Source organism: Streptomyces yaizuensis, assembly GCF_034961445.1.
In the GTDB taxonomy this organism is placed as follows: domain Bacteria; phylum Actinomycetota; class Actinomycetes; order Streptomycetales; family Streptomycetaceae; genus Streptomyces; species Streptomyces yaizuensis.
The window spans coordinates 282,241-296,538 of the sequence record NZ_BSBI01000009.1; the positions used below are offsets into that span (position 1 = coordinate 282,241).

A 14,298-nucleotide genomic window follows, 5' to 3' on the forward strand; every position below is an offset into this window, starting at 1 on the left:
CCCCAGGCGGCCCCCCGGCCCGTTCACCCACCCGTTCATCCGTTGTCAAGGGAACTCAGGAAGCCGTCCATGACCCGTGTATCCGAGACCCGTGTATCCGAGACCCGTGTATCCGACACTCCCTCCGGCGACCAGGTCCGGGCCCTGCTGGAGCGGAGCGGCTTCGGCGCCCGGCTGGAGCCGGACCCGGCCCAGTCACGGGCGCTCGCCGAGGGCCGCGCCGCGCTGGAGGACCTGCCCCGGGAGCGGTCCGTCTACGGGGTGACCCACGGTTTCGGTCCGCTGGTGGACCACCGCGCCGACGCCGCCCCCGGACCCCAGGGCATCGGGCTGGTGCACCATCTCGCGGTCGGCCAGGGCGAACCCCTCTCCCCCGAGGTCACCCGGACCATGGTCTGGCTCCGGCTGCGGGGCATGCTGCTGGGCCACTCGGCCGTCTCCCCCGAGATCTGGACGGCGTTGGCACAGCAGTGGAACGCCGGATTCACCCCGGTGGTGCCCCGGGAGGGCAGTCTCAGCGCCAGCGGCGATCTGGTGCCGCTCGCGCACGCCGCTCTGGCCGCCGCCGCGCCCCCCGGGGACCGGGCGGAGCGGCCCCCCGGCGCGCCGGGCACGGAACCGGGCGCCGGGGCCGATGTCCCGGTGCCGGGGGACTCCCCGTTCATCCGGGCCTCCGGGGCCCGGGCCTGGCGCCGGGGAGCACAGGGGTGGGAGCAGATGCCGGCGGGAGCGGCGCTGGCGGCGCACGGGCTCGCCCCGGTCCACTGGGAGGCGCGGTCCGCGCTCGCCTTCGTCAACGGCAGCAGCGCCTGTCTCGCCAGCGCCCTGCACAACCACCGTGAACTGACCGCGCTGGCACGGGCCGCCGCCGGGACCACGGCCCGGCTGGCCTCGCTGCTCGGCGCCTCGGCGGAGGCGTACGACGACGCGCTGTCCCGGGTGCGCAACCAGCCGGGCCAGCGGACCGCCGCACGCTGGATCCGGGCCGGGCTCACGGCCCGCCCGCTCCCGGACGGCCCCGGCGGCGGCCCGGCCCGGCCGCTCCAGGAGCGGTACTCGCTGCGCTGCGCGCCGCAGATCGTGGGCGCGGTGCTGGACCAACTGGAGGCGCAGGGCGCCGTGCTGCTGGACGAGGCGGCGGGCTGTTCGGACAATCCGGTGTTCGTGGACGGGCGGCTGCTGCACGGCGGCAACTTCCACGCCGCGCCCGTGGCCCTGGTCTGCGATTCCCACGGTTCCTCCCTGCACCAGCTGGCGTTCCTGCTGGAGCGTCAGCTCGCGCTGGTGGTGGACCCGGCGGTGAACGGGGGTCTGCCGCCGCTGCTGGCACCCCGGCCGGGGGCCGGGAGCGGGCTCGCGGGGGTGCAGATCGCCGCCTCGTCCCATCTGGCCCGCATCCGGCAGCTCGCCCATCCGGCCTCGCTCACCGCGCTGCCCACCAACCTCCACAACCAGGACCATGTGCCCATGGCGCTGAACGGCGCGAACGCCGTTTCCGACATGCTCTCGCGGGCATGGTGGATCCTCGGTTCGCTGCTCGTGGCCCTCAATCAGGCGGGGCACCTCCTCGCCCCGGGCACCGGGGGCCAGGAGCCGCGGCCCGGGCTGTGGGGGCTGCTGGCACACCGCTTCCCCGCGCTGGACCGGGACCGGCCGCTGGCGGCCGAGGTGGTGTCCGCCGCCGCCCTGGGCCGGCGGCATTTCCTCGGTGACACCGGCGATGGCGGCACCCGGGCCGCCGCGGACGACGCCGCCGGTGCCGGGGCCTGAGAGCCGGCCCCCGCACCCCGACGACGCCCCCGTCCCCTCCCTTCTTCCCTCCCTCCCCCACCGCACCACCGAGAGACACATTGGAGAGAACCTCATGCCGCCGACCCGACTCCTTCTTGAGGCACGAGCGCAACAGCAGCCCGAGTGGGCATCGATGGACGACCTCAAGAAGGCCCTTCGCACGCTGGCGAGCAGCCCCGCGCTGGTGGACGCCGCCGTCTGCCGGCGGCTGCGCACCGAACTGGCCGCCGTGGCGCGCGGCGAGGCGAAGCTGCTGCAACTGGGCGACTGCGCGGAGCGGTTCGCCGACGCGACCCCCGCCCGCATCCACGACCGCGCGGCCCATCTGCACGAACTCGCCGACGCCTGGACCGCCGCCACCGGGCTGCCGACCATCCGGATGGGACGCATGGCCGGGCAGTACGCCAAGCCCCGGTCCCAGCCGACCGAGACCCTCCCGGACGGCACGGTGCTGCCCGTCTACCGGGGTGACGCGGTCAACTCGCCCGAGCCGACCGCCGCGGCCCGGCGCCCCGACGCCCTGCGGTTACTGCACGCCTACCGCCATGCCCGGACCACCCTGAGCATCCTCTGGGAGCGCGACCTGGGCCTGACCGGTGCCCACGCCGACCCGGCGGCGGCCCCCCGGCCTCCCGTGGACGAGGGACCCCTGCCGACCTATGCGGCCCATGAGGCGCTGCTGCTGGAGTTCGAGCACGCGCTGGTGCGCCCGCTGCCCGATGGCGGGGTGTACGGCTCGTCCGCGCACTATCTGTGGATCGGTGAGCGCACCCGGCAGCTGGACCACGAGCACATCCGGCTGGCCGCCCGGGTGGAGAACCCGGTGGGGGTGAAGATCGGTCCGGGCGCGGCCCCCGGCGAGGTCCTCGATCTCGTACGGACGCTGGACCCCCGGGGCGAGGACGGGAGACTCTCCCTCATCGTGCGGATGGGCTCCGCCCTGGTGGGCGAGCGGCTGGGGCCGGTCCTGGACGCCCTGGGGGACCGGGCCCGGCATGTGGTGTGGGTGTGCGATCCCATGCACGGCAATACCCGGGTGAACGGTGCGGGACAGAAGAGCCGCGCGGTGTCGGACATCCGCGCCGAGATCGCGGGGTGCCATCGGGCCCTGGCCGCCCGGGGGCTGCCGCTGGGCGGGCTGATGCTGGAGGCGTCGGACCATCCGGTGACCGAGTGCGTCGCCGAACGGGCACAGCTCGCCGCCACGGAGCCGCTGCCCCGGTACGAGTCGGTGTGCGACCCGCGGCTCGACCCGGACCAGGCCCGTGAAGTGATCGCCTACGCGGCGGGGCTGCGGTGAGCGCCCGGCGCCTCACCCGCCGGACGCGAGCCGTCGGTCCACCCGCCCGCGCGGGCCCGGCCGGGTCCCTCCGTACCTCCTTCCCAGGGGTGGAGGGCCGTACCGGTGACACGGTCCCGCGGACAGCGGGCCTCACGCCGGCCGTCAGGGCGGCCGGACAGAACGACATCAGCGCACGACAGGAGCACCTTCATGGAATTCCGCAGGCTCGGCCGCAGCGGCCTGGTCATCAGCGAGATCGCCTTCGGGAACTGGATCACGCACGGGGCCCAGCTGGACGAGACGACCGCCGCGGCGTGTGTGCGGGCCGCGCTCGACGCGGGGATCACCACGTTCGACACGGCGGACGTCTACTCGGAGACCCGGGCCGAGTCCGTCCTCGGCCGGGCTCTGGCGACGGAGCGCAGGGAGTCCCTGGTGCTGTGCACGAAGGTGTACCACCCGGTCGGGGACGGACCCAATGACCGGGGCCTGTCGCGCAAGCACATCAGGGAGAGCTGCGAGGCGTCACTGCGCCGGCTCGGCACGGAGTACGTGGATGTGTACTACGCCCACCGCTTCGACGCGGCCGTGCCGCTGGAGGAGACCATGCTCGCCTTCGCGGACCTCGTCCGCTCGGGCAAGGTCCTCTACGTCGGGGTGAGCGAGTGGACGGCGGAGCAGATCACCCGGGGCGCGGCGATCGCCCGGGAGCTGCGGGTCCCGCTGGTGGCCAGCCAGCCCCAGTACTCGATGCTGTGGCGGGTCATCGAGGAGCAGGTGCAGCCGGTGTGCGACCGGGAGGGCATCGGCCAGGTCGTCTGGTCACCGCTGGCCCAGGGGATCCTGACCGGCAAGTACCGGCCGGGCGGCGGTGTGCCGGCCGGTTCGCGGGCGGCGGACGCGACCGGCAGGGGCTTCGTCGACGCGCTGGTGGGGCACTGGCTGCGCGACGACGCGGTACTGGAGGCGGTCCAGGCGCTGCGTCCGATCGCCCGGGAGCTGGACCTGACGCTGAGCCAGCTGGCCATCGCCTGGGTGCTCCAGAACCCCTCGGTCTCCGCCGCCGTCATCGGGGCCAGCCGGCCCGAGCAGGTGGCCGAGAACGTGCGGGCGAGCGGAGTGGTGCTGGAGGAGGAGGTGCGCGCCCGGATCGATGCCGTCCTCGCACCTCATGTGGAGCGCGACCCGGCGCGGACCGGCTGACCCGGCCCGCGCACGACAACGCTCACCCAGGCGGCGAGGAAGGACGACAGGGGTGGAGACAGGCAGGACGGGGCCCGGCATCCCGGGGCGGGCGGCGGTGATCACCGGCGCCAGCCGGGGGCTGGGGCTGGCGACGGCCGGGCAACTGGCCTTTGAGGGATGGGATCTCGCGCTCTGTGCCCGGGGTGGGGAACAGCTGGAGAGGGCCGCGCAAGGGCTGCGGGAGCGGTATGGAAGGAGGGTGTACGCGCGGAGTGCCGATGTGACGGACACCGCGGCGCTGGACGGGTTCATCGACAGCGCGGCGGACCGGCTGGGCGGAGTGGACGCCCTGGTCACCTGTGTGGGCGGGGCGTTCGGCGGAGGGCTGGCCGAGGCGTCCGCCGAGGACTGGGCGGACACCTACCGGATCAATGTGGAGCATCCCGCGCGGGCGGTGCGGACGGCTCTGCCGTATCTGCGGCGCTCCGGTGGCCGTGTGGTGCTGGTGGCATCGATCTCGGGGTGGAAACCCGGGCCGCCCGCCCAGTACGCGGCGGCGAAGGCGGGCCAGATCCACCTCGCGGCGACACTCGCCCGGGAGCTGGGGCCGGACGGGGTACGGGTGAACGCGGTCTCACCGGGTTCGATGCTGATTCCCGGCAAGGGGTGGGATCGGCTGCGGAAGGAGCACCCGGAGCGGTACCGCGTCTTCGAGCGTGAGTTCCCCGGGGGCGAGCTGGTCTCCCCGGAGGATGTGGCCGCCGTGATCGCGTTCCTGGTGTCGGACCGGGCCCGTGCGGTCAATGGCGCCAACATCCCGGTCGACGGCGGTCAGAACGCGCCCAGCGCCTACGGGTACTGAAGGCCGGCGCAGGCGGCTGGGCGCTCCGGGTCAGGTTGCCCCCACGTGGGTGACTCCGTGATCGCCCAGCCGCTGCTGCACGTCGTCCAGGAGGAGACGGAGCAGCGCCGACAGTTCGTCCAGCTGCCGCTGGTCCAGCCCGGCGAGCAGGCTCGCCTCCCGGGAGAGCACCCGGTCGACGGTGCGTTCCACCAGGTCGTGCCCGGCGGGTGTCAGTTCCACCAGGACCGCCCGGGTGCGGCCGCCCGCGCCGCGCCGTTCCACGAGCCCTTCGCGCTCGGCACGGGCCAGCCGCTGGGAGATGGCTCCCGCGGTGACCAGCGACTGCACGGCCAGCTCGCGGGTGGTGAGGGTGTAGGGGGGCCCGCTGCGGCGCAGCACGCTGAGCAGGTCGAGGGTGGCCGGGTCGATGCCCGCGTCGGAGAGGACCCGCCGCCGGTCGTCGCCGAAGAGTTTGGCGAGCTGCCAGACCCGGGTCACCACCCCGATGGAGGAGACGGGGGTGCCCGGGCGCTCGCGCTGCCAGGCCGCCGCGATCTCCTCCACCTGGTCCCGTGCCCCCGGGGGCACCGCGTTCGGCCCCCCGGTCCCCTCGGTGTGCCCGCCCGCGACGGCGGGGCGCCCTTCGTCCGGTCCGGCGGGCTGTGCGCGCTCCATAAGAATCCTCCGCTGAGGTACGCCCGGCCGCGGCCCGGGTCGTGTCTTCGAGGTCCCGTCCGCCCGGCGTGGCCCGGCACGCACTCCCCCTGGGCCCCGCGGACCGGGTGGGGGTACGCCCCACCGGGCGGACGACGCTCCTTCGAAGGCACTCCCCAGGGCCGTGAAGACCGCACCCAGTTCATTTAGTGCTAAATTTAGAGCTGAACTTGATGTTCGTCGCTCAGTATGCCACGCACGGCCCCACTATGGCCGGAACAGGAGCAAGAGGTGGAGTACACGACCTCCGGCAGGGAAGCCTCCCGCCCGAAGAGCCCGGGCCACGTGCCCCCCGGTACGGAATCGACGGCCGGCGGCACGGCCGGCACCGGCCCGCCCGGCGCCCGGGAGTGGGTCGGCCTCTCGGTGGTCCTGCTGGCCATGTTCATGAGCCAGGTCGACATGTTCATCGTCAACGTCGCCGCCCCGGTGATGCAGTCCGACCTGGGGGCGAGCTTCGGCGACCTCCAGTTCATCATCGACGGCTATGTCATCGCGTACGCCGCCGGCATGGTCACCGGCGGCAGGCTCGGCGACCGGATCGGCCGCAAGAAGGTCTTCCAGTACGGAGTGGCCGCCTTCGCCCTGACCTCGCTGCTGTGCGCGGTCGCCCCCTCCCCCGGCACACTGATCGGCGCCAGGGTCCTCCAGGGCCTCGCCGCCGCCCTGATGACACCGCAGATCCTCGCCCTCATCCGGGCCCGGTTCGTGAGCGAGCGGGACCGCGCGCGGGCCATCGGCGCGTACGGGGCCTCCATCGGCCTCGGGGTGATCGCCGGGCTCGCCGGCGGCGGGCTCCTGCTCGATCTCGATGTCGCCGGGCTCGGCTGGCGCATGATCTTCCTGATCAACGTTCCCATCGGCATCGCCATCCTCGCCGCCGCCGCGTACACCGTCACGGAGAGCCGCAGCGCGAAGAAACCCCATCTCGACCTGGTGGGCGTGGCCCTGACCGGGCTGATCCTGCCGCTCCTGCTGCTTCCGCTGTTCCTGGGACCCGACGCCGGATGGCCGTGGTGGTCCTGGCTGAGCGTGGCCTCGGGCATCGCGCTGGTCCGGGTCCTGCTGCTCTGGGAGCGGCGCCTGGAGGAGTCCGGCGCGGAACCGCTGCTGCCGCGCCGGCTGCTGCGCTCGCCCGGCTTCCCGCTCAGCATGGCGACCGTGGTCGCCTTCTTCGCCGGGAACGCGGGGCTGTTCCTGGTCCTGACGTACCACCTCCAGTCCGGGCTCTCCCGGTCACCGATGGAGACCAGCCTGGTCTTCGTGCCGCTCGGGATCGGCTTCATCGTGGCGTCCACGGCATGCCGCCGCCCGGCGGCCCGGTACGGGATCGCGGTGTCCATCGCGGGCGCCCTGATCATGGCAGCCGGCCTGGCCGCGGTGCCCGCGGTGACCTCCGAGCCCGCCGGACCGCAGAGCTGGCTGCTCGCCGCCCTGATGGGCCTCTCCGGTCTGGGCCAGGGCCTGGTCGTGGCACCGCTCGTCGACACCGTCCTCTCGCGCACCCACCCGGACGACGCGGGAGCGGGCTCCGGCGTGCTGAACACCATGACCCAGGCGGGCATGGCACTGGGGGTGGCGGCGGTGGGCGCCTTCTACCGTGCCACCCTCGGGGACAACCCGCAGGAGCCGTCCGCGCCGCTCGGGTCCGACACGTTCGCCCACGCCTTCGACCTGACCGCCCTGCTGCTCGCAGGGCTGGCACTGACCACGGCGGCACTCTGCACCCGGCTCCGCGACCGGGGAACCGCACCGGACGGCCTTGCGCGGGAACACACGGCGGGCTGAACGGGATGTCCGGGCCGGGCTTGGTCCGAGCCGCCTTCGGGATGCGAACCGCGGGCCCGGTCATCATCTGGGCGGGCAGCCGATTCCCGCCCAGGTGGGCCGGCCCTGGACAGGGCACCGGCCCCGGGAGTGGCACACCGGCGTCGCCACGGGTGCCGCTTTCCCTCCTCGGCTTTCCTGCCTGGGCTTTCCTGCCTGGGCTTTCCTGCCTCGGCCGGCTCGGCGCTGGTTTCGGCCATGGCTTCGGAGGGCCACTTGTGCTCGCCCCGGCGACGGGGTGTACTCCCCCACGACAGCGTTGCGCACTCGGAGGGTTACGGTGAGACATGCGGCGTCTGGTCGTGGCGATGACCGGTGCGACCGGGGCCGTACTGGGGGTCCGGCTGCTCACCGAGCTGCGAGGAAACCCGGGAGTGGAGACGCACCTGGTGCTCAGCCGGTGGGCGCGCGCCACGGTGGAGTTGGAGACCGGGGTCAGTCCGCGTGAGGTGGCCGGGCTGGCGGATGTCGTCTATTCGCCCGATGACCAGGGTGCGGCGATCTCCTCCGGTTCTTTCCTGACCGACGGGATGGTGGTCCTCCCGTGCAGCATGAAGACACTGGCCGGGATCCGGAGCGGGTACGCGGAAGGGCTGATCGCCCGCGCCGCGGATGTGACGCTGAAGGAGCGGCGCCGGCTGGTCCTGGTGCCGCGGGAGACCCCGCTCAGCGAGATCCATCTGGAGAACATGCTGGCGATGGCCCGGATGGGCGCGTCGATCGTGCCGCCGATGCCCGCCTTCTACAACCTGCCCGAATCGGTCGACGACATCGTCGGTCATATCGTCACCCGCGTCCTGGACCAGTTCGGGATCGACACGGAGGGCGCCAGGCGCTGAGAGGGCTTCCCCCGGCGCACGCCCGGTCGGCAGGGTGAACGGGCCGACACCCCGCTTGCGTCCCGACCGCACGAAGCGGAGGAGCGCTCATGACCCGTCCCGTGACCACCCCGGCGACCGGCCCCACAGCCCGGTTCGGCGACCTCCGCGGATACCTCGAAGCGCTGGAGGCCCTCGGCGACCTCAAGCGCGTCAAGCGGACGGTGAGCCCCGATCTGGAGGCCGCCGCGATCAGCCGCCTCTCCTATGAACGCCGCTCCCCCGCGCCGCTGTTCGAGAGCGTGGCGGGTGTCGCGCAGGGCTTCCGCATGTTCGGCGCGCCGGCCGCCCTCAGTTCCGCCGCCGGCAAGCCCCTGGCCAGGATCGCGCTGTCCGTCGGGCTGCCCGCCTCGGCCACCGCGTCCGACCTCGTCGAACACCTGGTCCGGACCCGCTCCGTGACGCCCCTGCCGCCCCGGCCCGTCGCCCGCGCGGACGCCCCCTGCAAACAGCACGTCCTGCTCGGCGACGATGCCACCCTCGACCGCTTCCCGGTGCCCAGGGTCCACGACTTCGACGGCGGACGCTATGTCAACACCTGGGGCATCATCATCGCCAGGACCCCCGACGGCAGGTGGACCAACTGGTCCATCGCCCGGGTCATGATGATCGACGGCAAGCACATGACCGGCATGGTCCTGCCGACCCAGCACATCGGCATGGTCTGGCAGGAGTGGGTCCGCATCGGCGAGCCCATGCCGTACGCACTGGTGCAGGGCGGCGCCCCGGCCATCCCCTTCGTCGGGGGCATCCCGCTGCCGGCCGGGGTCGACGAGGCCGGATACATCGGGGCGCTGCACGGCGAACCCCTCGACGTCGTACGGTGCGAGACCGTGGACCTGATGGTCCCCGCCGGCGCGGAGGTCGTCATCGAGGGACACCTGTCCGTCGGCCGCGACGCGCGGGAGGGACCGTTCGGCGAATTCGCCGGCTACTCCACCACCGAGACCTCCATGCAGCCGGTGTACACGATCGAGGCCATCACCCACCGCGACGACCCCGTCTGGCCCCTGGTGGCCGAGGGGCGGCCCGTGGACGAGTTCCACACCGTCACGGGAGTCGGCCGGGCGGCCGAGGTCCTGGCCGAACTCCGCGCGGCCGGGCTGCCCGTCACCACCGCCTGGGCACCGCTGCGCGCCGCGTCCCACTGGATGGTGGTCACCGTCCCGCACGACTGGCGGGAGCGGCTGCCCGGAGCCGACTCGGCCGAATTCACCCACCGCATCGGCGAAGTCCTCAGCGTCTCCTCCTCCGGCCGCGCCACGGCGGCCACCTTCGTCCTGGACGACGACATCGACCCGGCCGACGACACCGACCTCATGTGGGCACTGGCGACCCGCATCCACCCCCTGGACCGGTCCGAGGCCTGGTACGGCTTCGTCCACCCCATGCAGAACTGCTACACACCCGAAGAACGCGCCACCCGGTCCGGCCCCATCGTCCTGCACGACGGCCTCCTCCCCGCCCCGGACGGAGACCGGATCGGGCACAGCTCCTTCGCCCAGGCATACCCCGAGCACATCCGCCGCCGCGTCCTCGACCACTGGAACGACTGACACCGCACCGGGCCGCACCGGCAGACCTCACGAGAACGCGAACCACCCGGCCGGAGGCCTCCGGTGAGCGGGGAGCATCGGTCTGGTCCACGGTGCGGAGCTACTCCGGGTCGAATCTCGTGGGCGGATCAGGACATGGCGCCTTCTGACCGGGTGAGGGCGTTCTATGCGCGCTTCTGTCTGTCTTGCGATGTGAATCGTCCTCCTGCCCGTCGATATGACCGTTCCCCTCCGGCCGGTGCCGCGTCCGTGCCATGGTCTGGGGACGGCCCTGGATGTCCACGTTCTCCGTTCTGCCGTTGAGTTGATGTCCGGGGCTGGTGTGCCCGCATGTCTTCGCGGTCGTGGACTCTCCGGTCGTCGCGCTGCCGTACCGCGGTGGTCGAAGGGGGGCCCGCCGGCCGCCTGCCCTCGCGGTGCGGACCGACAAGAGGGGTGACGTCCATGATTTCGTCAGCACGGACCCGTCCATGGCGCCTGTCATGGCCCGGACGGATCGTGGCCCTGGCCGCGACGTCCGCGCTCGCGGGTGCCGGCCTGGTCGCACTGGCTCCGGCCGCGGCGGCCGCGGGGGTGTGCGGGACCCCGGTGGTCTCGGGCGCCACGACCACGGTCACCTGTTCGGCCGGGGGTACCGGCAGTGTCACCGTCCCGCCGGCGGTCTCCAGTGTGGTGGTGACACTCGACGGTGCCGGGGGGTCCGCCAACGGGGCCGGGGTGGCCGGCGGCAAGGGCGCCCATGTGGTGGCCACGCTGGCCGTCACCCCCGGGCAGGTCCTGAACGCGACCGTCGGCAGGAAGGGCGCCCTGGACACCGCATCCGGGCTGCCCGCGGCCAACACGGCCGGGCTCGGCGGGGACCTGGTCGCGGTGACCAGCGACACCGGCACCCCGCTGCTGACCGCCGGGTCCGGCGGCGGAGCCAGCGGCGGCGCCGGCGGATCCTTCCACCCCGCCGGGTCCGCCGGCGGCAACAGCGGCAGCAACGGCACCGGCGGCGGCGGCACCGGGGGGATCGGGGGTGGCGGTGTTTCGGGCAAGGCCGGGACCGCCACCGCAGGTGGCGCCGGGGGCGCGGGCGGGATCGGCCAGACCGCCTCGGTCGCGGGCGCCTCCGGCACCTTCCCCAACGGCAACGCCCAGCCCGGCCAGCTGGGCGTCCCTTCCCCGGCGGGCGCGGGCGGGGGCGGCGGGGCCGGCTACGGGGCCGGAGGCCAGGGCGGCAGCGGCAGCACCGGCACCATCCCCAACGGCACTGTTTTTGCCGGCGCCGGGGGCTCCGGCGGCGGCGGCTCCAGCCTGACCACCAGTACCTACCCCGGCGCATCCTCGACCCTGGTCAATGGCTCGAACGCGGGCGACGGCTCCATCGTGTTCGTCTTCACCCAGGACCCGCCCACCGTCACCTCGGTCAGCCCCGCGAGCGGTACCACCGCGGGCGGGACGGTGGTCACGGTGACCGGCACCAACTTCACCGGCGCCACCGCGATCACCTTCGGTCCGGGCAACCCGGCCACCGCCGTGTCCTGCACCGACACCACCTGCACCGCCACCGCCCCCGCGCATGCGGAGGGCACGGTCGACGTCCAAGTCACCACCCCCGGCGGCACCAGCACCCCCGTCCCGGCCGGTGAGTACACCTACATCGCCCCCGGCGCCGACCTGGCGGTCTCGGTCACCGACTCCGCCGACCCGGCCCCGCTCGGGAGCACGTTCACCGACACGGTCACCGTCACCAACAACGGCCCGGCCACCGCCACCGGCACCACCGCGACCGTGACCCTGTCCGGCGCGTCCACCGGGATCGTGTCCGCCACCTCCTCCCAGGGGTCGTGCAGCGTGTCCGCGCCCACCGTCTCCTGCTCGCTCGGCACCCTCGCCTCCTCGGCGGACGCGACCGTCACCCTCGTCCTGTCCCCGGCCGCGACCGGGACGGTCACCGCGACCGCGACCGCCGCCGCCGACCAGAGCGACCCCGCCCCCGGCAACAACACCGCCGCCCAGAACACCACCATCGACAACTCCCTGGGCTGCACGATCACCGGCACCAACGGCAACGACACCCTGACCGGAACCAACGGCAGCGACGTCATCTGCGGCCTGGGCGGCGACGACACCATCAACGGCGGCAACAGCGGCGACACTCTCCACGGCGGTCCCGGGAACGACACCATCGACGGCCAGAACGGCGACGACACCCTCCGCGGGGGCGGTGGCAACGACATCATGGGCGGCGGCAACGGCGCCGACCACCTCTACGGCGAGGCCGGCAACGACACCAACTACGGCGAGACCCTCCTCGGATCGCTGCTCCACCTGTTCGACAACGGCAACGACCACGTCTACGGCGGGCCGGGCGACGACGACCTCGACGGCCAGAACGGCAACGACGTCCTCGTCGACACGGACGGCACCGACACCATGAGCGGCAGCCTCGGCAACGACAGCATCGACGTCCAGGACGGCACGGGCGGCGACACCGCCGACGGCGGCCTCGGCAGCGACACCTGCGCCGTCGACACCGGAGACACCACGACCGGCTGCTGACCACCGACGAAACCACCCGCGGCCACCACCCTCGACAGGCCCTGACCCGCCGGCACCCCGCCGGGTCAGGGCCTGCTCCCGTACACCATCCGCAGGACCCAGCCGTTTTCGGCGGTCACCTCCATGTGGTCTCCGCCCGGCTCGTACCGATGCCCAGCGATCACCGTCGCCGAAGAGCACTGGGCTGCGCACTCGGCCGGCTCGGCCGGGCAGCGACCGCGTGGTCGGACTCGTCGGACGAACAGGGCAGTCACACGATCACCAGCACGCGATGAGGTCACCCGTCCGGGCGACCTCGTCCTGTCCGCCACCCGGGGGGAGGACCCTCTCCGCCACGGCCGGCGCCCTTGTGCCCGACAGCCCGCCGCATGGTCGCAGGGCACCGCCGGGCAGGGCAGGACGGACACCCGGGATCGTTACGCCCCCTCGCAAAGGGGCACTCGCGCCTGATACTGGTCCGAGTGTTCGTTTCGTGTGGGAAGACATGGCTCCGACCGACACGGTCTGATACGCCATCAGGAACGTCGGCATCAGGTCGGCCGGAGTTCCGCCGAAGCCCGCCCCCGACCGTCGTGGAGCGCCAGGATCAACACGTGACCGCATCTGCCCTGATCTGCAAAAACGCAGCTCAAGGGCCCGTCTGCCGAACTGCCGAGGAGAGACCCTTGAGGATGCTCATCAATGTCCCGGAGACCGTGGTCGCCGACGCGCTCCGGGGGATGGCGGCGGCCCATCCCGAGTTGACCGTGGATGTCGAGAACCGGGTGGTCGTACGCCGGGACGCGCCCGTCGCCGGGAAGGTGGGGCTCGTCTCCGGGGGCGGGTCCGGGCATGAGCCGTTGCACGCGGGGTTCGTGGGGCCCGGGATGCTGTCGGCCGCGGCGCCCGGTGAGGTCTTCACGAGTCCCGTGCCCGACCAGATGGTCCGCGCGGCGGCGGCCGTGGACAGCGGGCAGGGGGTGCTGTTCATCGTCAAGAACTACACCGGGGACGTGCTCAACTTCGACATGGCCGCCGAACTCGCCGAGGACGAGGGCGTACGGCTGGCGAAGGTCGTCGTCGACGACGATGTCGCCGTCACCGACAGCACGTTCACGGCGGGGCGGCGCGGTACCGGGGCGACGCTCTTCGTGGAGAAGATCGCCGGGGCGGCCGCCGAGGAAGGCGCCCCGCTGGAGCGGGTGGAGGCCATCGCCCGGCGGGTGAACGAGCGGTCGCGGAGCTTCGGGGTGGCGCTCAGTTCGGTGACCACGCCGGCCAAGGGGACGCCCACGTTCGATCTGCCCCCGGGCCGGCTGGAGCTGGGCATCGGGATCCACGGGGAGCCCGGCCGGGAGCAGCGGGGAATGATGACCTCGCGGGAGATCGCCGACTTCGCCGTGGACGCCGTACTGGAGGACCGCCCGCCGACCGGGCCGGTGCTCGTACTGGTCAACGGCATGGGCGGGACGCCGCTGCTGGAGTTGTACGGGTTCAACGCGGAGGTGCAGCGGCGGCTGAAGGAGCGCCGGGTGGCCGTCGCCCGTACCCTCGTCGGGAACTATGTGACATCCCTGGACATGGCGGGCTGCTCCGTGACGGTCTGCCAGGTCGACGAGGAGCTGGTACGGCTCTGGGACGCGCCCGTGCGGACCGCCGCGCTCCGCTGGGGTCTGTGAACAGGGGGCCGTGTGC

The 14,298-nt window shown here is 73.2% G+C and carries 10 protein-coding genes; 9 read left to right on the plus strand and 1 reads right to left on the minus strand.

What is annotated here, in order from left to right; all coding sequences use genetic code 11:
• Positions 1–69: 69 nt before the first annotated feature.
• The 4 genes from SYYSPA8_RS22330 to SYYSPA8_RS22345 all read left to right on the plus strand — a co-directional run bounded on the left by SYYSPA8_RS22330 (position 70) and on the right by SYYSPA8_RS22345 (position 5,120).
• Complete coding sequence (locus SYYSPA8_RS22330) at positions 70–1,770, plus strand: aromatic amino acid ammonia-lyase (protein WP_323449034.1); 1,701 nt, start codon at positions 70–72, stop codon at positions 1,768–1,770.
• A 94-nt stretch (positions 1,771–1,864) separates the two neighbouring features.
• The gene (locus SYYSPA8_RS22335) at positions 1,865–3,091 is read left to right on the plus strand and encodes a 3-deoxy-7-phosphoheptulonate synthase (RefSeq protein WP_323449035.1); all 1,227 of its coding nucleotides are present in this window, start codon (positions 1,865–1,867) and stop codon (positions 3,089–3,091) included.
• A gap of 192 nt (positions 3,092–3,283) precedes the next feature.
• Entirely contained in the window at positions 3,284–4,276 is a 993-nt protein-coding gene (locus tag SYYSPA8_RS22340; protein WP_323449036.1) for an aldo/keto reductase family protein, read from the plus strand.
• A gap of 52 nt (positions 4,277–4,328) precedes the next feature.
• The gene (locus tag SYYSPA8_RS22345; RefSeq protein WP_323449037.1) at positions 4,329–5,120 is read left to right on the plus strand and encodes an SDR family NAD(P)-dependent oxidoreductase; all 792 of its coding nucleotides are present in this window, start codon (positions 4,329–4,331) and stop codon (positions 5,118–5,120) included.
• A gap of 30 nt (positions 5,121–5,150) precedes the next feature.
• Here SYYSPA8_RS22345 and SYYSPA8_RS22350 read toward each other — a convergent pair whose 3' ends face one another.
• A complete protein-coding gene (locus SYYSPA8_RS22350; protein WP_323449038.1) occupies positions 5,151–5,777 on the minus strand; it encodes a MarR family winged helix-turn-helix transcriptional regulator in 627 nt (208 codons plus the stop codon).
• 270 nt (positions 5,778–6,047) lie between these two features.
• Here SYYSPA8_RS22350 and SYYSPA8_RS22355 point away from each other — a divergent pair, with 270 nt between their 5' ends.
• From SYYSPA8_RS22355 to dhaK, 5 genes are all read left to right on the plus strand, one after another.
• Positions 6,048–7,604: an MFS transporter gene (locus tag SYYSPA8_RS22355; protein WP_323449039.1), complete on the plus strand. Its 1,557-nt coding sequence runs from the start codon at positions 6,048–6,050 to the stop codon at positions 7,602–7,604.
• Positions 7,605–7,930: 326 nt separating this feature from the next.
• A complete protein-coding gene (locus SYYSPA8_RS22360; RefSeq protein ID WP_323449040.1) occupies positions 7,931–8,482 on the plus strand; it encodes a UbiX family flavin prenyltransferase in 552 nt (183 codons plus the stop codon).
• Between the two features lie 89 nt (positions 8,483–8,571).
• Positions 8,572–10,077, plus strand: a complete 1,506-nt coding sequence (gene bagN, locus SYYSPA8_RS22365) for a bagremycin/ferroverdin biosynthesis UbiD family decarboxylase BagN/FevL (RefSeq protein ID WP_323449041.1) — start codon at positions 8,572–8,574, stop codon at positions 10,075–10,077.
• 444 nt (positions 10,078–10,521) lie between these two features.
• Positions 10,522–12,624 carry a calcium-binding protein gene (locus SYYSPA8_RS22370; protein ID WP_323449042.1) on the plus strand — a complete coding sequence of 701 codons (2,103 nt, stop codon included), beginning with the start codon at positions 10,522–10,524 and terminating at the stop codon, positions 12,622–12,624.
• A gap of 665 nt (positions 12,625–13,289) precedes the next feature.
• Positions 13,290–14,282, plus strand: coding sequence for a dihydroxyacetone kinase subunit DhaK (gene dhaK / locus SYYSPA8_RS22375; RefSeq protein ID WP_323449043.1), 993 nt, complete (start codon positions 13,290–13,292; stop codon positions 14,280–14,282).
• Positions 14,283–14,298: the final 16 nt, after the last annotated feature.